22 protein-coding genes and 3 pseudogenes are annotated in these 23,738 nt (G+C 52.9%); 17 read left to right on the top strand and 8 right to left on the bottom strand.

Annotated elements, in window-relative coordinates; genetic code table 11:
* Positions 1 to 322: 322 nt before the first annotated feature.
* The 3 genes from NSS88_RS03665 to NSS88_RS03655 all read left to right on the top strand — a co-directional run bounded on the left by NSS88_RS03665 (position 323) and on the right by NSS88_RS03655 (position 4,379).
* Positions 323 to 1,951: a diguanylate cyclase gene (locus NSS88_RS03665; RefSeq protein ID WP_061580870.1), complete on the top strand. Its 1,629-nt coding sequence runs from the start codon at positions 323 to 325 to the stop codon at positions 1,949 to 1,951.
* Positions 1,952 to 2,070: 119 nt separating this feature from the next.
* On the top strand, positions 2,071 to 2,973 hold the full coding sequence (locus tag NSS88_RS03660; protein ID WP_231107621.1) for a HEAT repeat domain-containing protein: 903 nt from the start codon (positions 2,071 to 2,073) through the stop codon (positions 2,971 to 2,973).
* On the top strand, positions 2,970 to 4,379 hold the full coding sequence (locus NSS88_RS03655) for a glycosyltransferase family 2 protein (RefSeq protein ID WP_049624541.1): 1,410 nt from the start codon (positions 2,970 to 2,972) through the stop codon (positions 4,377 to 4,379). The genes NSS88_RS03660 and NSS88_RS03655 overlap by 4 nt, the downstream gene beginning before the upstream one ends.
* A 304-nt stretch (positions 4,380 to 4,683) precedes the next feature.
* Here the strand turns inward: NSS88_RS03655 and NSS88_RS03650 are convergent.
* The 4 genes and pseudogenes from NSS88_RS03650 to NSS88_RS03635 form a co-directional block, all read right to left on the bottom strand.
* A pseudogene (locus NSS88_RS03650) lies at positions 4,684 to 4,806 on the bottom strand (YkyB family protein); the annotation flags it as partial.
* A gap of 266 nt (positions 4,807 to 5,072) precedes the next feature.
* Positions 5,073 to 6,509 (bottom strand): DDE-type integrase/transposase/recombinase, encoded by a 1,437-nt coding sequence (locus NSS88_RS03645; protein WP_095859072.1) that lies wholly within the window; start codon positions 6,507 to 6,509, stop codon positions 5,073 to 5,075.
* 64 nt (positions 6,510 to 6,573) lie between these two features.
* Positions 6,574 to 6,972, bottom strand: a pseudogene (locus NSS88_RS03640) (YkyB family protein); the annotation flags it as partial.
* A gap of 68 nt (positions 6,973 to 7,040) precedes the next feature.
* Positions 7,041 to 7,910 carry a metallophosphoesterase gene (locus tag NSS88_RS03635; protein WP_049624542.1) on the bottom strand — a complete coding sequence of 290 codons (870 nt, stop codon included), beginning with the start codon at positions 7,908 to 7,910 and terminating at the stop codon, positions 7,041 to 7,043.
* 148 nt (positions 7,911 to 8,058) lie between these two features.
* Between NSS88_RS03635 and fadH the strand changes: the two are divergent.
* The 9 genes and pseudogenes from fadH (at position 8,059) to NSS88_RS03590 (ending at position 14,520) form a co-directional block, all read left to right on the top strand.
* Positions 8,059 to 8,825, top strand: a pseudogene (gene fadH, locus NSS88_RS03630) (2,4-dienoyl-CoA reductase).
* A gap of 215 nt (positions 8,826 to 9,040) precedes the next feature.
* Positions 9,041 to 10,258, top strand: a complete 1,218-nt coding sequence (locus tag NSS88_RS03625) for an EAL domain-containing protein (RefSeq protein WP_050368776.1) — start codon at positions 9,041 to 9,043, stop codon at positions 10,256 to 10,258.
* 48 nt (positions 10,259 to 10,306) lie between these two features.
* Positions 10,307 to 10,540 (top strand): hypothetical protein, encoded by a 234-nt coding sequence (locus NSS88_RS03620; RefSeq protein ID WP_033016232.1) that lies wholly within the window; start codon positions 10,307 to 10,309, stop codon positions 10,538 to 10,540.
* A gap of 116 nt (positions 10,541 to 10,656) precedes the next feature.
* The gene (gene abbA, locus NSS88_RS03615; RefSeq protein ID WP_055358210.1) at positions 10,657 to 10,854 is read left to right on the top strand and encodes an antirepressor AbbA; all 198 of its coding nucleotides are present in this window, start codon (positions 10,657 to 10,659) and stop codon (positions 10,852 to 10,854) included.
* 103 nt (positions 10,855 to 10,957) lie between these two features.
* The gene (cbpB, locus tag NSS88_RS03610; protein WP_341083103.1) at positions 10,958 to 11,422 is read left to right on the top strand and encodes a cyclic-di-AMP-binding protein CbpB; all 465 of its coding nucleotides are present in this window, start codon (positions 10,958 to 10,960) and stop codon (positions 11,420 to 11,422) included.
* 67 nt (positions 11,423 to 11,489) lie between these two features.
* Positions 11,490 to 12,200: a 2,3,4,5-tetrahydropyridine-2,6-dicarboxylate N-acetyltransferase gene (dapD, locus tag NSS88_RS03605; RefSeq protein ID WP_033016226.1), complete on the top strand. Its 711-nt coding sequence runs from the start codon at positions 11,490 to 11,492 to the stop codon at positions 12,198 to 12,200.
* 57 nt (positions 12,201 to 12,257) lie between these two features.
* Positions 12,258 to 13,391: an N-acetyldiaminopimelate deacetylase gene (locus NSS88_RS03600; RefSeq protein WP_033008475.1), complete on the top strand. Its 1,134-nt coding sequence runs from the start codon at positions 12,258 to 12,260 to the stop codon at positions 13,389 to 13,391.
* Between the two features lie 54 nt (positions 13,392 to 13,445).
* Positions 13,446 to 13,688 (top strand): YkuS family protein, encoded by a 243-nt coding sequence (locus tag NSS88_RS03595; RefSeq protein WP_055358208.1) that lies wholly within the window; start codon positions 13,446 to 13,448, stop codon positions 13,686 to 13,688.
* 169 nt (positions 13,689 to 13,857) lie between these two features.
* Complete coding sequence (locus tag NSS88_RS03590; RefSeq protein WP_055358207.1) at positions 13,858 to 14,520, top strand: potassium channel family protein; 663 nt, start codon at positions 13,858 to 13,860, stop codon at positions 14,518 to 14,520.
* Positions 14,521 to 14,592: 72 nt separating this feature from the next.
* On the opposite strand, the gene rnjA is transcribed toward NSS88_RS03590, so the two are convergent.
* The 3 genes from rnjA to NSS88_RS03575 form a co-directional block, all read right to left on the bottom strand.
* Entirely contained in the window at positions 14,593 to 16,260 is a 1,668-nt protein-coding gene (rnjA, locus tag NSS88_RS03585) for a ribonuclease J1 (protein ID WP_033016220.1), read from the bottom strand.
* Positions 16,257 to 16,472, bottom strand: coding sequence for a DNA-dependent RNA polymerase subunit epsilon (locus NSS88_RS03580; protein WP_033008480.1), 216 nt, complete (start codon positions 16,470 to 16,472; stop codon positions 16,257 to 16,259). The genes rnjA and NSS88_RS03580 overlap by 4 nt, the downstream gene beginning before the upstream one ends.
* 147 nt (positions 16,473 to 16,619) lie before the next feature.
* The gene (locus NSS88_RS03575; RefSeq protein ID WP_255350129.1) at positions 16,620 to 16,754 is read right to left on the bottom strand and encodes a hypothetical protein; all 135 of its coding nucleotides are present in this window, start codon (positions 16,752 to 16,754) and stop codon (positions 16,620 to 16,622) included.
* A 183-nt stretch (positions 16,755 to 16,937) separates the two neighbouring features.
* Here NSS88_RS03575 and NSS88_RS03570 point away from each other — a divergent pair, with 183 nt between their 5' ends.
* On the top strand, positions 16,938 to 17,714 hold the full coding sequence (locus NSS88_RS03570) for a Cof-type HAD-IIB family hydrolase (protein WP_033016218.1): 777 nt from the start codon (positions 16,938 to 16,940) through the stop codon (positions 17,712 to 17,714).
* 56 nt (positions 17,715 to 17,770) lie between these two features.
* Here NSS88_RS03570 and def read toward each other — a convergent pair whose 3' ends face one another.
* A complete protein-coding gene (gene def / locus NSS88_RS03565) occupies positions 17,771 to 18,325 on the bottom strand; it encodes a peptide deformylase (protein WP_033016217.1) in 555 nt (184 codons plus the stop codon).
* A gap of 529 nt (positions 18,326 to 18,854) precedes the next feature.
* Here def and pdhA point away from each other — a divergent pair.
* The 4 genes from pdhA to lpdA all read left to right on the top strand — a co-directional run bounded on the left by pdhA (position 18,855) and on the right by lpdA (position 23,722).
* Positions 18,855 to 19,964, top strand: a complete 1,110-nt coding sequence (pdhA, locus tag NSS88_RS03560; RefSeq protein ID WP_033016215.1) for a pyruvate dehydrogenase (acetyl-transferring) E1 component subunit alpha — start codon at positions 18,855 to 18,857, stop codon at positions 19,962 to 19,964.
* 3 nt (positions 19,965 to 19,967) lie between these two features.
* A complete protein-coding gene (gene pdhB / locus NSS88_RS03555) occupies positions 19,968 to 20,945 on the top strand; it encodes a pyruvate dehydrogenase complex E1 component subunit beta (protein WP_033016213.1) in 978 nt (325 codons plus the stop codon).
* Between the two features lie 73 nt (positions 20,946 to 21,018).
* The gene (locus NSS88_RS03550) at positions 21,019 to 22,305 is read left to right on the top strand and encodes a dihydrolipoamide acetyltransferase family protein (protein WP_033016211.1); all 1,287 of its coding nucleotides are present in this window, start codon (positions 21,019 to 21,021) and stop codon (positions 22,303 to 22,305) included.
* A gap of 4 nt (positions 22,306 to 22,309) precedes the next feature.
* Positions 22,310 to 23,722 (top strand): dihydrolipoyl dehydrogenase, encoded by a 1,413-nt coding sequence (lpdA, locus tag NSS88_RS03545; RefSeq protein ID WP_061580866.1) that lies wholly within the window; start codon positions 22,310 to 22,312, stop codon positions 23,720 to 23,722.
* Positions 23,723 to 23,738: the final 16 nt, after the last annotated feature.

Below are 23,738 nucleotides of genomic sequence, written 5' to 3'. Positions count from 1 at the left end.
AAAGGGTGCATCGAATACGCTTCCCCCACGGCAGGAAAATATAACCAGCCGTGGCCGCGAAGCGCACCCTAGGTCTGTAAGATATCCACAAAACTGAAAAAGGATGTAAGGGATTTTGTCGAAAAATATTTTTTGGACACCCCTGAGAGGCCGAAAAGCCTTGATAGATCAACATTTCTAGAGGGAGGATGTAAGGGATTTTGTCGAAAAATATTTTTTGGACACCCCTGAGAGGCCGAAAAGCCTTGATAGATCAACATTTCTAGAGGGAGGATGTCAGTCGGTTGGGGAAAACGGAACGATGATCGAAAGGAGAGGGAATATGGATCGATCTGTCGCCTCACTGTTGGACCGCATCCATGAACAATACGAACGATGGAGGACGGGATCGCCGCTTGACGGTGTGGAATTGGCCCGATTTTTCAATGCTGTCGGCCGGACGGCGGCGGTGATTGGCCTTAGCGACATCGCTGCTGAAGCAGAGCGGCTCATTCACCGGTTGAACGGCCAAACGGAACGGCAATGGACAGCGGAGGAGGCGCTGATGGAGATGGTTCCTCTCCTTCGCTGCTTCTATGAAGCCGGGGAAGCGGCTTCTGCCACCATTCCCTCTTCGCACCGCCAAGGGCCGGAAGCAGCTATTCTCCTCTGTGGAAATGATCCCCTGTTTTTTGCTTACGTCCGCGGCGCCCTGCAAACCGTGCCATGGCGTTTCACGACGATTCCCTCCCTTGAGCAGGCGGCCGCGTCGATGTTTCGTCTCAGCCCGGATTGCATCATCGTCAGCGTGAAGGAGGGAGAGTGGGAGAATCCGGACTTGACGGTTTTGCTTGAGCGCGCCGGACAGCGCCCCTATCTTCCTGTTGTCATTGTGAGGAGAGACGAGGGCAAAGAGGGGCGGTTGAAAGGTTATGAGCTTGGCGCGGATGATGTCATCACCACCCCAGCGGCAGATGAGCTGTTCGTTCGCGTTCGCCGGCTCATTGAAAAAAAACGAAAAATCGATGACCTTGTGCTCATTGACGAATTGACAGGTGTGTATAACCGGAAGTATTTGCCGCGGGTATACGCCCGCCTTCGGAGCGACCTCGAGCGTTACGGAGCGCCAAGCTGTTTGGCGTTGCTTGATTTGGACCATTTCAAACAAGTCAATGACCGTTTCGGCCACCTTGCAGGCGATGCGGTATTGCAAAAGCTGGCTGCCTTTTTGCGCCAACATACACGTGGAGTGGATACCGTCGTTCGCTTTGGGGGCGAAGAGTTTGTCGTTTGGCTGGCCAAAACGTCCAAAAGCGAGGCTCGTGCAGTGCTTGAGCGGCTGCAACGCCAGTTCGCCGCCGAAAAAATCGCGGCGGATGGCGCACTTCTATCATGTACGTTTTCCGCCGGCCTGGTTGAGTGTGATGAACCGGATCGGCCGCTTGACTATTGGCTGCGTCTGGCCGACAAGGCGCTGTATGCGGCGAAACGAGGCGGTGGCAATCGGATCGAAGAGGCGGCGCGTGAGAAAAGCGGTTCTTCGGATGAGGCCCCAAGCCAAGCATCAACGGATCGGCGGCGATGGGCGATTGCCATCGTAGACGACGATGAACTCGTGCGGATGATGATTGCTGATCTTGTCCGCAAGCTCGTCAATGAGCAGGGGAGGAAAGCGGACATTTACGAGTTTGGCGACGGCCTTTCGTTTCTCGAATCTCCGTTTTATCAAAGCGGGCGGCAATCTGTCGTCATTTTGGATCGGGTGATGCCAAAAATGGGCGGCCTTGAGGTGTTGAACCGCCTCCGTCAAGAGCGAAAGCCATACAAGGTGATGATGCTGACGTCGCGCCAAGATGAGCGGGATATTGCCCATGCGCTGAACCGAGGAGCGGACGAATATGTGACAAAGCCGTTTAAATGGCTTGAGCTTGAGGCGCGGCTGCGCCGGTTGTTGAAGGAGTTGGAGGAGTGATGGCGCTTTTTTCTGCCTTAGCCGCAACGATTGTTTTCCTTGCACTGTTAGTAAACCTATTTCTCTATTTGGTGGTGCGAAAAGGGAGGGAAAATAGACGCCAGGCAGAGATCAGGGCTTTGAAAAAGCGGCTCCATCTTCCGCTGTTTCGTCATGTGCTCGGCGAAGAGGAAGAGCTGCCGTTGCCGTCTTCGCCGCTTGAGCGTGAGGCGATGATGGAGCTCCTTGACCATTTCGCTTCGCTCTTGAAAGGCGAACAGGTGCAGGAGAGAATCCGAACATTGGCGGAAAAGCATTTTCAAGGATGGCTGCGCCGCTGGTTGTCAAGTCGGGATTGGAGCGAGCGGATGAACGCACTGTTTTTGATAGAGGATTTGCAGATGAAGGCGATGTTGCTGGAGATGGAGCGATTGTACCGCTCCGACCGGGTGACGAGAGGAGAAGAAGAAAAACTGTTGACAATTTTTGCCCGATTTGACTATAGCCCAGTGGTGACCTACGTGCTTGAGCCGAAATACGAATTGACCGAGTTTGCGTACCGAGTTATTTTTGGCCATATGAGCGAGCGGCTGCTTCGACAGGTGGAACAGCGATTTGATGAACTGACGCGGGCGGGGAAGTGCGCGTTCGTGGATATGATCGGCATCCGCCGGCGCGAGGAGCGGTCGTTTTTGCTGGAGCTGTTGGCATCCGATGAGTCGGAACTTCGCGTTCGCGCGCTCAAGGCGATGGCGGAAATCGGCATGCCGCTTGAAGCGGAGAGGCTCAAGCAGCATTTGTGCTCCTCCCATTGGCAAGAGCGGCTGATGGCTGCCCGCCTGGCGGGAAAATGCCGCGAAGAGCGGCTTCTTCCGTTGCTGTATGAGCGGCTTAGCGACCGTTCATTTGTTGTTCGTTCCGAAGCCGCCGCGGCCATCGCGCGTCTGCCGGGAGGCCGAACGGCGTTGCGCGCCGCGGCGCGCACAGCATCGGATCGTTATGCTCGTGATATGGCGAGGCAGTGGCTTGGAGGAGGAGAATGATAGTGGAAGCGTGGCGTTCGTTTCTTTGGGTCGCAGGACATATTGTACTGATTTACATGGTCATCGTTCTGCTTTTTTATGCCTTTTTGCTTGTTGTCTCGTTCATCCATTTGCGCCGCATTCATCGTCTTGATGACTGGGAGCCGTATGAAGAGCTGCTCGATGCGAGCTATGCCAAACCGGTGTCCATTCTTGTTCCCGCTTATAATGAGGAAGCGGGCATCGTCGGCTCGGTGCGGTCGCTGCTGGCTATTGAATATCCTGAGTACGAGGTCATTGTCATTAACGATGGATCGACTGACAAAACGCTTGAACGGCTGATTGAGCATTTTCATTTGCAGCTGGTCTATCGCGTCATTCGCCGCCAGCTGGACGCAAAGGAAATTAAGGCGGTTTATCAGTCGCTTAATTATCCCCATTTGTTTGTGCTGGATAAAGAAAACGGTGGGAAAGCGGATGCGTTGAACGCGGGAATCAACGCTTCTCGCTATCCATACATTTGCACGATTGACGGCGATTCGGTTTTGGAGCGGCGCGCGTTTTTGAAAGTGATGAAACCAATGCTTGAGTCCGACGGGGAGATCATCGCTTCTGGAGGAAGCGTCCACATCGCCAATGGCTGCCGGATTGAACGCGGTGAGATCGTCCAGGTTGGGTTGTCGCGGCGGCCGCTCGTCATTATGCAAACGATTGAATATTTGCGTGCGTTTTTGCTCGGCCGTCTCGGCTTAAGCCGCCACAACTTGCTGCTGATTGTGTCTGGGGCGTTCGGCGTCTTTTCCAAGCCTTGGGTGATTGAAGCAGGGGGATATGCTGATACAGTTGGCGAAGATATGGAGCTCGTCGTGCGTCTGCATCGACTGGCGCGGGAAAAAAACGAGGCGAAAAAAATCATCTACATCCCCGACCCGGTTTGCTGGACGGAAGCACCGGAAACGTATGGCGATTTGCGGAGGCAGCGGCGGCGCTGGCATCGCGGGCTTTTGGAAAGCTTATGGATGCATCGATCGATGCTGTTCAATCCAAAATATGGCTCAATCGGCCTTCTTTCGCTGCCGTATTTTTGGTTCATTGAGCTTCTTGGTCCGATCGTTGAATTGATGGGCTATATTGTCGTTGTTTTCTCCTTATTTCTCGGAAACTTGTACGTCGAATTCGCTCTTTTGTTGCTGACGGTTTCGGTTTTGTACGGTTCGCTGTTATCAGCAGTAGCCGTCTTGCTTGAAGAGTGGACTGAGCGGAAGTTCCCGAGCATCTCTGATTTGGTGAAGCTGTTTTTCTTCGCGTTGACCGAGACGTTTTGGTACCGTCCGCTTACCGCTTGGTGGCGGTGCGAAGGGGTGATCGATGCCATTCGTCGAAAAAAACAATGGGGAAGCATAAAGAGGAAAGGGGTCTCAGCGTAGCCGACAGAACAGCGGCTGGCTTATTTGTTTTAGAAGGCCGGTGATTGAACAGGAAAGGCGGCCCAATCATGTTTCTCCTCAAATGGAGAAGCCTTACGGATATTGTTCTCCTCTTCATTCGAGAATCATCAATTTAGGGAAAATGGTTGCTTTTCACCGCCTCTTAGTGCAGCGAAAACGAGAGGGGACTTTCATTGCAAGACAGGGTGGGCGAAAAAGCAGGTTGAAGCAAAAGAGACATCGATGCCCCTGTTGCCGACCCGGCGCTAAGATGTGCCCACTGTTGAAAAAAACCGGCGTCCGCTTAATAGCGGTCGCCGAGCCGTTTAAATACGGGTCTTGTCAGCCGTTTCGGCTTTTGTTCCGGCTTTTCCTTCAGTCCGGTGTAGGCGATGAGAATGGCTTTTGCCTCTGACAGCGGCATCCGAGGTAGCGTCAAAAGTTCTATGAAAACTCCACACAGATCATCCCATTGAGCATCGTGGGGCATGCGGAGGGCCGGATTCGCCCTTGACCAACACCCGCCAAAGGTGCGGAAGAGTCGTCAAGGGCGACGGGGACAAAAAAGAAGGCAATAAGAAAGCCGCCCTTGCCATGACCGAATTTTACCTTTGGCGGTGTTCGGTTGGTCAAGGGTTCGCTTCGCCGAATCCGGCAGGAGTTCTGTTCAACGGGCTCCGGAGGACAAAAAAGTCAGGCCGCCTCTTGTTGGAGAAACGCTTGTGCCATGGCGATCAGCTTCGTCCACCGGGCCGGCATATGCGGAAGATCCGCCAGTTCCGGGATGACGACCGGCACCCGGCCTTCGAGCGCGCTGTGTGGGCGCAGAAAGTTGAAATACGCCACAAACAGCGTCACAAAGGACACCGAGCCTTCTTCCGCACCAAACCCATGGGTCGGGCGGTAGTTGCCTTTAAAGGTCCGGTTGAATCGCTCGATGATCTGCTTGAGAGGGCGAAACTCTTCCGAGACCGGATCCTCATTGGTCAGCCCGATCACTTGGCGGACGTCAAATGAAATCCCGTGTTGGGCGAAGAAGTGTTGCGCCAGCAGGTAAATCGGGTTGCCATCCACGACGAACGACAAGTCGTCTGGGAGGGACGCTAGCTTCCTGAGGACATCATCGATGGCCTTGATGGCCGAGAGCGTGTCCCGGTTGGGCGAGACGCGATACGACAGCACGATCTTTTTGACGGCGTCAAACATAAAGAACAGGTAATGCCAGCGCCCTTTGACGCGAATATACGTCTCGTCCCCGCAAAACGAACCGGACAGCTCATACGGGAACCGGTCGACAAAGGGCTTGATCCAAAGCGCGACGCTGTTGGCGTAGTTGAGCACCGTCTGATGGGAGATCGAGACGCCATGGATGTCCTTCATGGCGGCGGCGGTCTCCCTCGAGGACATCCCAAAGTTGACGTAGTACGTCAACACGAGCCCCAACACGTGCGGCGACGCAGCCAGCCGGGACAAATCGACCTTCGGCTTGATGAGCGACGAGGAAGCCAACGGGAGAAAGTCAAACAAGAACTCTCGAAACAAATACCGCACCTTGAAGGCTTGAGGATCCTGTTGAAACTGTTGGCGCTCCTTCTTCGTCATCCGGCGAAGGTTGGCCTGGTAAAACGGGCAAGCGTTGTTCTTGCACTTATAGATGTTGTATTCTTTGCGTTCCTTGATTTTTTCCAGCGTCTTTTTGCAGTGCGGGCAGCGAAAGACCGCTTGCTTGGTGAACCGATTTCGGTGGTTGAACCGGCACTGGCACACTTTGCATTGGTATTGCCCGTTTCCGCCGTTATTGGCGTACAGGTAAGAAGAGGGAGCCTGGCAGCGAGGGCAGGTCAACGAATCCGGAACACGGTGTTTCGCATTCGCGCGGCGCTGGATGGGCCGTAAAGGACGTCCGTGCTGGGCTTCATAGTCTGCCAACAGCTTCCGGTAATCAAGGGTTTCCGGCACATCGATGATCGGAAGGTCATCGACCTGAAGTTTCCGGTACGGCTTTTGGATGGGTTCGTCCAAGTCCTCGAGATTCAAGGATTTTCCCACGATCACACCCATCAAATACACAATGATTTGATATTGGGTCTTGATTATTTCGAGCAAATAGGCTAATAATTGAGGTAACAAAGCTTGTCACTCCTTTGTTTTGGCTGTTGGGTGTCGTTACCTCAATGATGGCCGAAAACAACGGGGGTGGCAAGCTTTTTTTCTTCCAACCGTTGAAACTCAAGGGAAAACCGTGAGTGTGGAGGATAAACTTTTGACAATACCGCATCCGAGCTGGAGGGTTGCGGTATGAATCGTTGAGAGAGCCAAGGTGTGGAAGGGCGGCGAAATCTTGTTTTGTCGGTGGGATGTGGAAGTAGTAGTCGCCGACGGCGACAAGCACGTCGGATTGCTGTTGGCTGTATCTCGGATTGCGGGAAAAATGGAGGCCCACTTTTTTCGCCTTGCCCTCCTCAAGCAGCTTCTCGATCGCTTTTTTCTTCAGAAGATAAAGAAACGAAGGGTTCAATGCTGTTTTGGCATGGCGGTTGACGGTAAAAATCGCTTTGGCAATATTGTCGACCGTCAATTGCACCGGTTTCATCGGCATGTCTCCTTTTTTCTTTCTATTATAACATAGGAAGCGGTGTTGTTGCCCGGTTTGTCCTACTTCTATCCGGGGGTAAGCGAAAAAACGGTCAACTCCGGCGGAGCGAAGAAGCGAAGCGGCACCCTTGTTGTGCCAAGGCCGCGGTTGACGTACAACAAGAGTCCGCCGACGTGGTAAAACCCTTCATAATACCGCTCAGACAACGGCGGCGTGATGAGCGGTCCGATAAACGGCAACTGAATTTGCCCACCATGGCTATGGCCGGACAGCTGCACGTGAATCGGGAGGCGGGATGTTTCCAAGGCGCCGTCCGGTTCATGGACGAGGGCGATCGTGTACGTTGCCGGCGGAATGCCATTTGTCATTTTCGACCAATCCGGACGGCCGAGCATCATATCGTCGCTGCCAGCGATGGCGATCGCGTGTTGGCCGCGGCGGATAAGCGCATGCTCGTTGACGAGGACGCGAAACCCAGCCCGCTCCATCAACCGGCGGTAAATGTCTGTTCCGTAACCGCCATGATCATGGTTGCCGTAGACGCTGAATTTTCCAAGCGGGGCCCGAAGGCGGGCGAGCGCTTCGGCGACCGCTTCTGTGTGCGGGTATCGGTTCGCCTCATGGAGCAGATCGCCGGTGAAGACGATCAAATCCGGCTCTAGCTTGTTAATTTGATCGATCACCTGGTCAAAGCGCTTTAATCCATAGTAATGACCGAGATGAAGGTCGCTGAATTGCAACATCGTTGCGCCGGCAAACGACTTCGGGATGAGCGGGTGCGACAATGTATGGCGCGTTACAGACACGCAGGCCGGCTCGATCCAGCGGGCATAGCTGTACGCGGCCGTTGTGGCCAATGCGGCGGCTAGGCCGGTGCGCGCCAGCTTTTTTAAAAACGTGCGTCGGCTCATTTTTGCTGTCTCAATATGGTGCATCGTTCTGTCCGTCCTTTCATAAGCAGAATTATTATAACGAAAAACGGAAGATAAGGGCAAGTAGAGAAAAAATAATGTTCGAATATTCAACCTTTTTATGATATGATGAAAAATGAATGAATCATCAGTCATGTTAGGGGGAGAGAAAATGAATGGAAAAGTTGTGATCGTGACAGGCGGATCAAGCGGCATGGGCAAATATATGGCCAAGCGTTTTGTTTCCGAAGGGGCGAACGTTGTCATTACCGGAAGGAGAGCCGATGCGCTGGAAGAGGCAAAGCGAGAAATTGCTGCGCCTGATGGGGGGCGCGTGCTCACCGTGCCGATGGATGTGCGCAATCCGGAGCAAGTCGCCGAGATGGTGGGACGGGCCGATGCGGAGTTTGGCCGCATCGATGCTTTGGTGAACAATGCGGCCGGCAACTTTATTTTCCCGGCGGAAAAGTTGTCGATCAACGGCTGGAACAGCGTCATCAACATTGTGTTAAACGGCACGTTCTACTGCAGCCGGGAAGTCGGCAACTATTGGGTTCAGCGTGGCCTGAAAGGAAATATCCTCAACATTATTGCGACGTACGCCTGGCACGCTGGCGCCGGGGTCATTCATTCAGCGAGCGCCAAGGCTGGAGTGCTGGCAATGACGCGCACGCTTGCTGTGGAATGGGGAAAAAGTACGGCTTCCGCGTCAATGCGATCGCTCCCGGGCCGATTGAGCGGACCGGCGGGGCGGAGCGGCTTTGGGAATCAGAGGAAGCAGAGCGGATGACGTTGGAAAGCGTGCCGCTCGGGCGGCTCGGGACGCCGGAAGAAATCGTGGCGGTCGCTTCGTTTTTGCTTTCAGATGAAGCCGCTTACATTAACGGCGCTTGCATCACAGTTGACGGCGGCCAATGGCTGAACCGGCGGCCGTTTTAATCAAATTTGCCATAAAGCAAGATGGTCCTCACCCAAAAGGGATTGCAGGCTGTATTTCTTCATTTATCGCAGGCAACCGGCTCATTGCACGCAACGGCCTTTGTCACAAGTGGATTCCCTGCTGTTAGGGGAGCCGCTTTTTTACGAGTCAGGAACGATTGGGCAATTATGCTATAATAAAGGCAAAGATGGTCGATGGGGATGAGGTGAACACGATGGATGCATTAGACGTGATGGCCAACTTGCCGCAAGTGATTCCGCACTATCAACCGATTTTCAGCGCCGATGAGCATGGGGTCGTCGGATACGAAGTGCTCGGGCGCTTTCAAACGGAAACAGGGCCGGTCAGCCTTGGGCCGTTTTTTCACGATGAAACCATTCCAGAAGAATTTCGCATCGAAGTGGATGATGTGATCACGAAAAAAGCGCTCGATTATTTTTTGGCGCTTGCGGATCAGACGCCGCTCATTTTTTTTAACCGCGACGCCAATTTGTTGATGCTCGATCGCGGCGAGTCGTTTTTGCAGCTGCTTCTTGCCTATGAGGCGAAAGGACTGGCGCTTGGCCGCATCGTATTAGAAATTAACGAGCAACATTTTAAAGGGGATGTTGATCAGCTCAACCATTTATTGACATACATCCGTACGTACGGTGTGAAAGTGGCGGTCGACAACATCGCTGAACATAGCATCAACTTGGAGCGGATCGGGGTGTTGTCGCCTGACATTTTAAAAATCGATTTGCATGAATTGCGAAAAGCGTCCGTTCATCAGGCATACCAAGGAATCGTCCATTCCATCTCGCTGTTGGCCCGCAAAATCGGGGCGACGCTTTTGTACGAAGATATTGAAACATCCTTTCAACTTCAGTACGCTTGGCGGCATGGCGGCCGCTACTACCAAGGGTATTATTTGGCGAAGCCCGGACCGGAAGCCGTGCCGCGCGATTTGTTGAAAGACTTGCTGCGCCAGGAATGCCATCGCTTCATCCAGCAAGAAAAGAAAAAACTTGAAACGCTGTACCATATTTCTGAACAGTTTCAGCAGCGAATCACGGCGTTGCTTGGCAAATACAAAAAAGCAGGCAATTTCAACGAACTCATTTCATCGCTGGCGGCCGAGCTCGATGACGTTTGTTTCCGCATTTACGTTTGCGATGAGGACGGCTTCCAGCAGTCGGGCAACATGTTCAAGCGCGGCGGCCGCTGGGAGCTCGAACACGAATATTACATGAAAAACTGGAGCTGGCGGCCATATTTTTTGGAAAACATCATTCGCATGCGCTCGCGTCGGCGGGGGATTTTATCGGATTTGTACACAGACATTGAAACCGGGGAGACGATCCGGACGTATTCGTATCCGATCGATGAGCGCCACTATTTGTTTATCGACTTGTCCTACAGCTATTTGTTTGAACATGACGCCCATTATTGACCGTATAAAATCGCCGCGTTGCGGCAAAGTAAGCATGAGGTGAAACTTATGGCACAGCTCACTTTTGTGTTATCTGCCCTCTCTGTACTGATCGCAGTCATCGGCTTCGTCTATACAGTCCGCCTCGGCCGCCAGCAGCGCTGGCAAGGAGAGCTTGACGGACCAGTTCCGAAAACGGTGCAAGAGCATGCGTATATGCGCAACCCGATGCTGCTCGCTTACGTATTGGCTACTTTGCTCGCTATTTTTGCGATCGGTTATTTGGCGCTGCGCTATTATTGAAAAGGCCATCCGTCTGGACGGCCTTTTTGATTGTCCGGAAATGGCGCTTTTTTTCGCGACTTTTTCCCGCCGCCGATGAATATATATGAAGCGGAAAGGGCAAAGGGGGAATGAAGATGGGGAAGCGGCTGCCGCTTCAGCTGTCGGGCGAGGAAGCGACACTGTTGCTCGAGGTGATGTTCAGCCAGCAGTACGCGCTGGAACTCGTCCGTTCTGAGCTGGAGGATATTGAAAACGGAAATAAAGAGGCCGATGAACAGAGATACCGGCAGCTGCTGCGTTTGTATGACCGGCTGCTGACCGAGGAAGGATAAAAACAAAGCTGATGCTATCGCTTGTAAGGAAGCGATAGTCTTTTTTATGGTATCATACAGGTGGAGAGGAGAAGATGCATACAGAGAAAGGCGGAACGGATGTATGAGCTTATTTGCAAATGAGGAATGGGCGAACATGACGGTCAAGTCATTTTTGATTCCAGCTGACAAAGTAGCGCACGTTCAAGTGGACAATTATTTGGATCATGCGTTGCTCGTCCTGACGAAAACCGGCTACTCGGCGATTCCGGTGCTTGATACGTCGTACAAGCTGCATGGGCTGATTGGCATGACGATGATTATGGATGCGATTTTAGGGGTGGAGCGCATCGAATTTGAACGGATCGAGACGATGAAGGTCGAAGAAGTGATGAACCGAAACATCCCGCGCCTGCGGCTTGACGACCGGCTTTGGAAAGCGGTAGGGCTCATCGTTAACCATCCGTTTGTGTGCGTTGAGAACGAGGATGGCTATTTTGAAGGGATTTTTACCCGCCGCGAAATATTGAAGCAATTGAATAAACAGCTGCGGCGGTCGAATCAGGGCCGAAAACTTTTAATGAATTGATGCTTGTCACCAACATCTTTGTTTTGCTAAAGTAAAAAAGAATACAGCATGAAGGAGGAAATCGCCGATGAAGATGATGGACGCCAATGAGATCATTTCGTTTATTCAAAACAGCAAAAAATCGACACCGGTTAAAGTATACATAAAAGGGGAACTCGAAGGCATCGATTTCGGCCCGAGCGCGAAACCGTTCATCACCGGCAACACCGGGGTCGTGTTTGGCGAATGGCAAGACATTCAAGCCACAATCGCGGCGAATCAAGACAAAATCGAGGACTACGTCGTCGAGAACGACCGTCGCAACTCGGCCATTCCGCTGTTGGACTTAAAAGGAATCAAGGCGCGCATCGAGCCGGGCGCCATTATCCGCGACCATGTGGAAATCGGCGACAACGCCGTGATCATGATGGGAGCGGTCATCAACATCGGTGCGGTTGTCGGTGAAGGAACGATGATCGACATGAATGCGGTGCTCGGCGGCCGGGCGACGGTCGGAAAAAACTGCCATATTGGCGCCGGAGCGGTGTTGGCCGGAGTCATTGAGCCGCCATCGGCGAAGCCGGTGATCGTTGAAGACGATGTCCTTGTCGGCGCGAATGCTGTCATTTTGGAAGGCGTCACCGTCGGCAAAGGGGCGGTCGTCGCCGCCGGGGCGGTCGTCGTCGAGGATGTGCCGCCGTATACCGTTGTCGCCGGCGTGCCGGCGCGCGTCATTAAGCAAATCGACGAACAAACGAGAGCGAAAACGGAAATTAAACAAGAGCTTCGCCAGTTATAATGACGGGAAAAAAGCTGTCCGCTCACGGGGCAGCTTTTTTCCAATGGAGGAGAGAGGATGGAAGCGATCAGCCCATTTGTCGCCATTCGCCGCGACTTGCATAAAATTCCCGAGCTCGGGTTTCAAGAGTTTAAAACACAGCAATATTTGCTTCACTATATTCGGTCGCTGCCGCAAGAGCGGCTTCAAGTCCGGACATGGAAAACCGGGATTTTTGTCAAAGTCAACGGAACATCGCCGCAAAAAACGATTGGCTACCGCGCCGATATAGACGGGCTGCCGATCCGCGAGGAGACCGGTTTGCCGTACCGCTCTGAACATGAAGGGTGCATGCATGCGTGCGGCCACGATGTGCATATGAGCATCGCTCTTGGCGTGCTCACCCATTTCGCACATCATCCGATTCAAGATGACTTGCTGTTTATTTTCCAGCCGGCCGAGGAAGGGCCGGGCGGGGCGAAGCCGATGATGGAAAGCGACATCATGCAGGAATGGAGGCCGGATATGATCGTCGCCTTGCATATCGCCCCGGAATATCCGGTCGGCACTATCGCGACGAAAGAAGGACTGTTGTTTGCCAATACATCGGAGCTGTTTATCGATTTAAAAGGAAAAGGCGGACATGCAGCCTTTCCCCATTTGGCGAACGATATGGTCGTCGCTGCCTGCACGCTCGTCGTTCAGCTGCAGTCGATCGTCGCCCGCAACGTTGATCCGCTCGACAGCGCCGTCATTACGATCGGGAAAATTGCCGGGGGGACAGTGCAAAACGTCATCGCCGAACATGCCCGGCTCGAGGGAACGATCCGGACGCTGTCGCCTGCGGCTATGGAGGCGGTCAAGCGGCGGATTGAGGCGATCGTGCGCGGAATCGAAGTGGCCTACGAATGCGAGGCGGCGATCGATTACGGCGCCATGTACTACCAAGTGTACAACGATCCGGCGCTGACAGCGGAATTTATGCGGTTTGCCGAAGCGCATCCCGGTATGAACGTCATTCGCTGCAAAGAGGCGATGACTGGTGAAGATTTTGGCTATATGCTGGCGGAAATCCCGGGATTGATGTTTTGGCTCGGCGTGGATTCGCCCCATGGGTTGCATCATGCAAAGCTCACCCCAAATGAAGAGGCCATTGACCGGGCGATCGCCTTTTTAATTGATTATTTTTCATGGAAAGGGAACGCCGAATGAAGTATAGTTCCACCTCCATCAAGACACATTATGTATATGAGGGGGTGGAGTGTGATGGCGAAAATCGGTGTTGAGCAATCGCTGACCGACGTGCAGGAGGCATTGAGAGAAAGAGGGTATGAGGTTGTTCCGCTTGGCGGGGAACAAGATGCCCGGGGCTGCGACTGCTGCGTCATTACCGGCCTGGACGCCAATATCGCCGGCATTCACAACATCGTCACGTCCGGTCCGGTCATTGAAGCGAGCGGGCTTACCGCAGAAGAGATTTGCCAAAAAGTCGAAGAAAAACTTCGCTGATGACGAACGTTCGGGCTGTGTGCGCTGGCAGCCCGCTTTTGGGCGAAATGGCAAAATCGCATAGCGTAAAGGAATGGTGGAAAAGGAACGAAGAACGTTTTCGTTTCTTTTTCTTTTTTTGCTAAAATAAGGGGAGAAACAATGCTTGATCAACGATGGAGGAGTGTCAATGAAAAAGAAACAGTTTGCCGTCATCGGCCTCGGGCGCTTTGGCGGCAGCATCTGCCGGACGCTGAGCGAACAAGGGATGGAAGTATTGGCCATCGATATTGATGAAGACCGGGTAAACGAATTTGCGTCGATCGCTTCACACGCCGTCGTCGGCGACACGACCGATGAAAGCGTGCTGAAAAGTTTAGGCATCCGCAACTTCGACCATGTCATTGTCGCGATCGGCGACAACATCCAGGCGAGCATTTTGACGACCCTGATTTTAAAAGAGCTCGGCGTCAACCATATTACGGTCAAGGCAACGAACGATTACCATGAGAAAGTGCTGAAAAAAATCGGCGCTGACCAAATCGTGCATCCAGAACGGGACATGGGCGAGCGGATCGCCCACAACTTGATTTCCAACAACGTCCTAGATTATCTGGAGCTGTCGGACAAATACAGCATTGTCGAAATCGTGGCAAGCGAGCGGCTTGACGGCCATTCGCTTTTGGAGCTTGACATCCGCGCCCGCTATGGCATCAACATCGTCGCCATCAAGCGTGGAACAAGCGTCATCGTCTCCCCGCTCGCCTCGGAAATCATCCGCAAAGGCGACGTGTTGGTCGTCATCGGCGCTGACAGCGACATTGACCGGTTTGAGGAAAAAGTGGTCGGTTGACGGCTGGCAGGCGGCCTGTGCATGATGATGACGGAAAAAGGGCATCCTTTTGCAAGGACGCCCTTTTTTTCTTTAGATTTCCATGATGATCGGCAAAATCATTGGCCGCCGTTTCGTCCGCTCGTACAAGAACGGAGCGAGCGTTTCCGTAATTTCGTTTTTGATCTCCGACCATTGGTTCGTTTTCCGTTCCAGCACTTTTTCGAGATGCTTGGAGATCAACACTTGCGCTTCGCTGATTAAGTCACCTGACTCACGCATATAGACGAAGCCGCGAGAAATAATGTCCGGGCCGGCGGCGATTTTGAATTCTTTCATGTTGATGCTGACGACAACGATGACGAGTCCTTCCTCTGACAAAATGCGGCGGTCGCGCAAGACGATGTTGCCGATGTCGCCGACGCCGCTGCCGTCAATATAAACGGAGCCGGACGGAATTTTGCCGACGATGCGCGCCTCGTGTTCACTGATGCCGAGCACCTCGCCATTGTCCATAATAAAGCAGTTTTCCTCCGGCACGCCGCAGTCAATGGCGAGCTTGGCGTGCATTTTTTGCATCCGGTATTCGCCGTGGATCGGCATGAAATATTTTGGCTTCATGAGCCGGATCATCAGTTTTTGCTCTTCTTGCCCGCCGTGGCCGGACGTATGGATGTCGTTAAGCGGGCCGTGGATCACTTCCGCACCGGCTCTGCACAGCATGTTGATCGTCCGGTTGACGCTCACGGTGTTGCCCGGAATTGGCGATGAGGAGAAAACAACCGTGTCGCCTGGGATGATTTGAATTTGCCGGTGCGTGCCGTTGGCGATGCGCGACAACGCCGCCATCGGCTCGCCTTGGCTGCCGGTGCACAAAATCGTCACCCGATTGGCCGGCAGGCGGTTGATTTCGTTAGCGTCAACAAACGTGCCTTTTGGGCATTTGATGTAACCGAGTTCTTGGCCGATTTCAATCGCCGCTTCCATGCTGCGGCCGAAGACAGCGATTTTCCGGTTGTTGGCGACCGCCGCTTCGGTCACTTGTTGAAGCCGATGGATGTTGGACGCAAACGTTGCAAAAATAATCCGGCCGTTCACTTTGCGGAAAATGTCGTGGATGCTCTCGCCGACGCGCCGCTCGGACATCGTGAAATGCGGAATTTCACTGTTCGTGCTGTCCGAGAGCAAGCAAAGCACGCCTTCCTTCCCTATTTCTGCCATTTTTGTCAAATTTGCCGGTTCGCCGACCGGTGTAAAGTCGAATTTAAAGTCTCCTGTGTGGACGATTTGGCCAACCGGCGTTTTAACGACGATGCCGTAGCTGTCCGGAATGCTGTGCGTCGTCCGGAAAAAAGTGACCGCTGTTTTTTGGAAGCGAATGACATCCTCTTCGCGAATTTCAATGAGTTTTGCCTGACGCAGCAACCCGTGCTCTTCGAGTTTATTGCGGATGAGCCCGAGCGCCAGCTTGCCGCCGTAAATCGGGATGTTCACCTGCCGGAGCAAATACGGAATGCCGCCGATATGGTCTTCATGTCCATGGGTAATGAACAGCCCTTTCACTTTTTCCGCGTGCTTGACTAAATACGAATAGTCCGGGATGACGTAGTCGATGCCGAGCAATTCGTCTTCTGGAAACTTGATGCCCGCGTCAATCACAATAATTTCGTCTTGAAATTGTACGCCATATGTATTTTTCCCGATTTCACCCAGTCCGCCGAGGGCAAACACACCGACTTGCTGATCCGTTAATAGTTTCATGATGAGATCTCCAATACTTGAAAATTAGCGCTTTTCTTTTCGTACTCCAAATGCGCCCCCTCTAACGGCTGAATATACTCGATATTGATCGGACGGTTTTGCAGCTTTTGGCGTACTTCCCGCTCTGATTCTGCTTCAATGTAGAGCGTTTTCGTTTTTTCTCTCACGGGCACCTCTTCCGCGTTGTCTTGGTAAAACACTTTGAAAATCATGACCGAATCTCTCCTTATCGTACAATGATTGCTTTTCCATTATATAAAAATGCAACCCCGTTTTCATGTTTTTTGTCGTTCAAAAGCAAAAAAACAGGCGGGAGGTTTGCCGACGGTACGTATCATCTTTGACGGATTTTGGCCGTTTCATTCGCCAAAGTGGGAAAGAAGCCCTTCCGTCCGAAGGGCTGTTGTTGGAACAGTTAGGCGATCAATTTTTTCCGGAGCAAATCTTTCCACTGTTGAAGCAGCTTTTTTTTCAGCTTTTTCAACATTTTTCATCACTCCTTACTTTTTATTGTACTCAATTTGCGACGAAAGTAAATGTTTCTATTATATATGTTATGTAGGTAGAGGCTTGTTTTTCATGGGGAAAAATGGAACGAACCGTGCCTTTCGGTTGACATTCCAATTGTTTTTCAGTACGGTAAACAGTGAATACATTTTCGGCAAGGAGAAGAGAACGTGGGCAGAAAAATCGTGTTTTTCGACATTGACGGCACGTTGCTTGATGAACAAAAACAGCTGCCGCCATCAACCGTTGAGGCAGTCCGCCAGCTAAAACAGGCCGGCGTCTATGTCGCCATCGCCACCGGCCGGGCGCCGTTTATGTTTGCGGATGTACGCCGCCAGCTTGGGATCGACTCGTTCGTCAGCTTCAACGGGCAATACGTCGTTTTTGAAGGAACTGTCCTGCATAAGCGTCCGCTCCGCCGCGAGAAAGTGCGGACGTTGGCTGAGGACGCCCACCGCAACGGTCATCCGCTCGTCTTTATGGACGCGGAGGAAATGAGGGCGAGCGTCGGCGACCATCCGCACATTCATGTCAGCATGGGAAGCTTGAAGTTTTCCCACCCGCCTGTCGATCCCCTTTATTACGAAAACAATGACATTTACCAAGCGCTGCTGTTTTGCCGCGCCGCAGAAGAAGAACCGTACGTGCGCAATTATCCAGAATTCCGTTTTGTCCGTTGGCACGATGTGTCGACCGATGTGCTGCCGGCAGGGGGATCGAAAGCGGAGGGGATCCGCCTGATGATTGAGAAGCTCGGGATTGACAAAGGCGATGTGTATGCGTTCGGCGATGGGCTGAACGACATTGAAATGTTGTCGTTCGTCGGAACAGGAGTGGCGATGGGAAATGCCCATGAGGAAGTGAAACGAGTCGCCGATTTTGTAACGAAACCGGTCAGTGAAGAAGGCATATGGCACGGATTGAAACAATTGCAATTGATTCCATAAACAGCTGCCCCGCCGCTCATTCGGCGGGGCAGCTGTTTGGCATGGCCGGCCACGGTTCAGCGCCCGATCGGGATCGCTCCGTCTGGCACTTGGAACGGGTCGGCCGGATTGATGCGGTCATAAAACATAATGCCGTTTAAATGGTCGATTTCATGCTGGAAGACGATGGCCGGCAATCCTTTGAGGCGCAAGGTGACTTCCTCGCCGTCGAGCGTCGTGCCGGTGACCGTGATGCGGGCATAGCGCAGTACGTATCCGGGCACATCACGGTCGACCGACAGGCAGCCTTCCCCCGTCGTCAAATAACATTGCTGCACAGAGTGGCTGACGATTTTCGGATTGAACAAGGCATAGCTGTACAGCGTTCCGTTTTCATCAGTGACATGAACGGCAATCATCCGTTTGGAGACGTTGATTTGCGGAGCGGCGAGGCCGATGCCGGGCCGCAGGCCGTATTTGGCCGCCAGTTCCGGATCTTGGCTCATTTTCACATAGTCAAGCAAGCTTTGCAAAATGCGTTTGTCTTCCTCTGAAGGCGGCAGCGGAACGGGCTCAGCCACTTTCCGCAGCGTCGGATGCCCTTCTTTAATGATATCTTTCATGGTGATCATTCGCCTTTTCACTCCTGTCTCTCGCATCGCGGTCTACAGTGTTAGTCTAACAAAAATGCCTGTGCGCCGTAAATGAAAATGCGGCCGTCTGGAGATATTATCGGCGTATAAGGAATAAATTGGAAAATAAACTTAAGAAAGCGCTGTCAATAACATGAACGGACATTGCGTTTTGCATTTCCCGAAAAATATAATACAGAATTAATACAGTGTTGTTTCGATGTGGTATAACAGATGGTTTCAGGAATGTCCCTGATTCCAAATACAACCAGGAGACAAAAGGGAAAGCAACGGAAAATCAAAGTCGTTGACGGCGTGAAAAATAAAGTGTAAACTAAAACTTGAGAACAGACGCTGTGTTAATGAGGATATAAAAAATAGTAATACAGATGTCGGCGCCGTTTTCGGTTTCCGTTGCGCCAAGCGGCGGCTGCTTTTTATTTCTTCTTTACTTTTGGGTACATTAATAGTATATGGATGAAGACAGCCTGATTTCCAAATTTCTTGATGAAAGGCAGAGGTGAACAAGATGGGTGTAAAGACCTTCCAATTCCCATTTGCGGAGCAGCTCGAGAAAGTGGCCGAGCAGTTCCCGACATTTCAAATTTTGAATGAGGAAGGAGAAGTCGTCAATGAAGAGGCGATGCCGGAGCTGAGCGATGAGCAGCTGAAAGAGCTGATGCGTCGCATGGTGTATACGCGCATTCTTGACCAGCGCTCCATTTCGTTGAACCGCCAAGGGAGACTCGGGTTTTATGCGCCGACCGCCGGGCAGGAAGCGAGCCAAATTGCCAGCCATTTTGCATTGGAAAAAGAAGATTTTATTTTGCCGGGATACCGCGACGTTCCGCAAATCATTTGGCATGGGCTTCCGCTGTATCAGGCGTTTTTGTTCTCGCGCGGCCATTTCCATGGTAACCAAATTCCAGAAGGCGTAAACGTCCTGCCGCCGCAAATCATTATCGGCGCCCAATACATCCAAGCAGCTGGTGTGGCGCTCGGCTTGAAAATGCGGGGCAAAAAAGCAGTGGCGATTACATATACGGGCGACGGCGGCACGTCGCAAGGCGATTTCTACGAAGGGATCAACTTTGCGGGGGCGTTTAAGGCGCCGGCCATCTTTGTCGTGCAAAACAACCGCTTTGCCATCTCGACGCCGGTCGAAAAGCAAACCGTTGCCAAAACATTGGCGCAAAAAGCAGTCGCCGCCGGCATTCCGGGCATTCAAGTTGACGGCATGGACCCGCTTGCGGTCTACGCAGCGGTCAAAGCTGCTCGCGAGCGCGCCATTAACGGCGAAGGGCCGACGCTCATTGAAACGCTCTGCTTCCGCTATGGCCCGCATACGATGTCCGGTGACGATCCAACGCGCTATCGTTCGAAAGAGTTGGAAAACGAATGGGCGAAGAAAGACCCACTCGTGCGTTTCCGCAAGTTTTTAGAGGCGAAAGGCTTGTGGAGCGAAGAAGAAGAAAACAACGTTATTGAACAGGCAAAAGAAGAGATTAAAGAAGCGATCAAGAAAGCGGACGAAACGCCGAAGCAAAAAGTAACCGACTTGATCAGCATCATGTTTGAAGAGCTGCCGTTCAATTTGAAGGAGCAGTATGAAATTTACAAAGAGAAGGAGTCGAAGTAAGCCATGGCGCAAATGACAATGGTTCAGGCGATCACCGATGCGCTGCGTATCGAGTTGAAAAATGATCCGAACGTGCTCATTTTCGGGGAAGACGTTGGGGTCAACGGCGGCGTATTCCGGGCGACGGAAGGGCTGCAGGCCGAATTTGGCGAAGATCGCGTTTTTGACACGCCGCTCGCCGAATCAGGAATCGGCGGCTTGGCGATCGGTTTGGCGCTGCAAGGGTTTCGCCCGGTGCCGGAAATCCAGTTTTTTGGCTTCGTGTATGAAGTGATGGATTCGATTTGCGGGCAAATGGCGCGCATCCGCTATCGTACGGGCGGACGCTACCATATGCCGATTACGATCCGTTCTCCGTTTGGCGGCGGCGTCCATACGCCGGAGTTGCACTCAGACAGCTTGGAAGGGCTTGTCGCCCAACAGCCAGGCTTGAAGGTTGTCATTCCGTCGACGCCGTATGATGCGAAAGGGCTGCTCATCTCGGCGATTCGCGACAACGACCCGGTCATTTTCCTTGAACATTTGAAGCTGTACCGTTCGTTCCGTCAGGAAGTGCCGGAAGGGGAATACACGATTCCGATCGGCAAGGCGGACATTAAGCGGGAAGGAAAAGACATCACGATCATCGCGTACGGCGCCATGGTGCATGAATCGTTAAAAGCGGCGGCAGAATTAGAGAAGGAAGGCATTTCTGCCGAAGTCGTCGACTTGCGCACCGTGCAGCCGCTCGATATTGAAACGATCATCGGTTCGGTCGAAAAAACGGGCCGCGCCATTGTCGTTCAAGAAGCGCAACGGCAGGCTGGCATCGCCGCCAACGTCGTGGCGGAGATTAACGAACGCGCCATCTTAAGCCTTGAGGCGCCGGTGTTGCGCGTGGCCGCTCCGGACACGGTCTATCCGTTTGCTCAGGCGGAATCGGTATGGCTGCCAAACTTTAAAGATGTAATCGAAACGGCGAAAAAAGTGATGAACTTCTAACAGCGGACAAACTCGGGGGAGCGGAACGCCTTCCCCCGCCCATTTTCGGCAAACGATAGGAGGTAGACAGACAGTGGCTTTTGAATTTAAGCTGCCGGACATTGGCGAAGGCATCCACGAAGGTGAAATTGTCAAATGGTTTGTGAAACCGGGCGATGAAGTGAACGAAGACGATGTATTGTGCGAAGTGCAAAATGACAAGGCGGTTGTCGAAATTCCCTCCCCGGTCAAAGGGAAAGTGCTTGAAATCCTCGTCCCGGAGGGAACAGTGGCAACGGTCGGGCAAACGCTCATCACGCTCGATGCGCCGGGTTATGAAAACATGACGTTTAAAGGACAAGAGCAAGAAGAAGCGAAAAAAGAGGAAAAAACGGAAACGGTGTCGAAAGAGGAAAAGGTTGACGCTGTCGCTCCCAATGCACCGGCAGCTGAAGCGGAGGCTGGCCCGAACCGCCGCGTCATCGCCATGCCGTCCGTGCGCAAGTATGCGCGCGAAAAAGGCGTCGATATTCGGCTTGTCCAAGGAACGGGCAAAAACGGCCGCGTCCTGAAAGAAGATATTGACGCTTTCCTTGCCGGCGGCGCAAAACCGGCACCGGCCGCAGCGGAGGAAAAAGCGGCGCCGGCCGCAGCGAAACCGGCGACGACAGAAGGCGAATTCCCGGAAACGCGCGAGAAAATGAGCGGCATCCGTCGGGCGATTGCCAAAGCGATGGTGCATTCCAAACATACCGCTCCGCACGTGACGCTGATGGACGAAGCCGATGTGACGAAGCTTGTTGCTCACCGAAAAAAATTCAAGGCTATTGCCGCGGAAAAAGGCATCAAGCTGACGTTTTTGCCGTACGTCGTCAAAGCGCTCGTTTCCGCGCTGCGTGAATACCCAGTGTTGAATACGTCCATTGATGATGAGACGGAAGAAATCATCCAGAAGCATTATTACAATATCGGCATCGCCGCTGATACGGACCGCGGCTTGCTTGTGCCGGTCATTAAACATGCCGATCGCAAGCCGATTTTCGCCTTGGCGCAAGAAATCAATGAGCTCGCCGAGAAAGCGCGCGACGGCAAACTGACGCCGGGAGAAATGAAAGGCGCATCGTGCACGATCACGAACATCGGCTCAGCCGGCGGGCAATGGTTTACCCCGGTCATCAACCATCCGGAAGTGGCGATTCTTGGCATCGGCCGCATTGCGGAAAAGCCGATCGTCCGTGACGGTGAAATTGTCGCTGCCCCGATGCTGGCGCTCTCGCTTAGCTTTGACCACCGGATGATCGACGGGGCGACAGCGCAAAAAGCGCTCAACCATATCAAACGGCTGTTGAGTGACCCGGAATTATTACTAATGGAGGCGTAAAACGATGGTAGTTGGCGATTTTGCAATTGAAACGGAAACGCTTGTCGTCGGCGCCGGTCCTGGCGGGTATGTCGCCGCCATCCGCGCCGCGCAGCTCGGACAAAAAGTGACGATTGTGGAAAAGGGCAATTTAGGCGGCGTCTGCTTAAATGTTGGCTGCATCCCGTCAAAGGCGCTGATCTCCGCAAGCCATCGCTATGAGCAGGCGAAGCATTCCGAAGAAATGGGCATTAAGGCGGAGAACGTCACCATCGATTTTGCCAAAGTGCAAGAATGGAAAGCAAGCGTCGTGAAAAAATTAACGGGCGGCGTCGAAGGGCTGTTAAAAGGAAACAAAGTAGAGATCGTCAAAGGGGAAGCGTATTTTGTCGACGCCAATACGGTGCGTGTCGTCAACGGCGACAGCGCGCAGACGTATACGTTCAAAAACGCGATTATCGCCACCGGCTCGCGCCCGATTGAGCTGCCGAACTTCAAGTTTTCCAACCGCATTCTTGACTCGACGGGAGCTCTCAACCTTGGGGAAGTGCCGAAATCGCTCGTGGTCATCGGCGGCGGCTATATTGGCATCGAACTCGGTACGGCTTACGCCAACTTTGGGACGAAAGTGACCATTTTAGAAGGAGCCGGCGAAATTTTGTCCGGTTTTGAGAAGCAAATGGCTGCCATCATCAAGAAGCGCCTGAAGAAAAAAGGCGTTGAAGTCGTGACGAACGCATTGGCGAAAGGGGCCGAAGAACGCGAAGACGGCGTCACGGTCACGTATGAGGCGAATGGTGAAACGAAAACGATTGACGCCGACTATGTGTTGGTGACGGTCGGCCGCCGACCGAATACAGATGAACTTGGTCTTGAACAAATCGGCATCAAAATGACGAACCGCGGCTTGATTGAAGTGGACCAACAATGCCGGACAAGCGTGCCGAACATTTTTGCGATCGGCGACATCGTTCCAGGCCCGGCGCTTGCTCATAAAGCGTCGTATGAAGGGAAAGTGGCGGCGGAAGCCATCGCCGGCCATCCGTCGGTAGTGGATTACATCGCCCTTCCGGCTGTGGTCTTCTCCGATCCGGAATGCGCCTCGGTCGGCTACTTTGAACAACAGGCGAAAGAGGAAGGCATCGACGTCATTACGGCGAAATTCCCGTTTGCCGCCAACGGCCGCGCTCTGTCACTCAACGATACGGACGGTTTCCTGAAGCTTGTCGTCCGCAAAGAAGACGGCGTCGTCATTGGTGCGCAAATCATCGGTCCAAATGCTTCTGACATGATCGCCGAGCTTGGGCTCGCCATTGAAGCCGGCATGACGGCGGAAGACATCGCTTTGACGATCCATGCCCATCCGACGCTTGGCGAAATCGCCATGGAAGCGGCGGAAGTGGCGCTTGGCACACCGATTCATATCATTACGAAGTAACTGTGAAACGACCGGG

It is taken from the genome of Geobacillus sp. FSL W8-1251 (assembly GCF_038005945.1).
Taxonomy (GTDB): Bacteria; Bacillota; Bacilli; order Bacillales; family Anoxybacillaceae; genus Geobacillus; species Geobacillus stearothermophilus.
The sequence above is the reverse complement of the archived record's forward strand: the minus strand, read 5'-3'. Positions and strand labels throughout refer to the sequence as shown.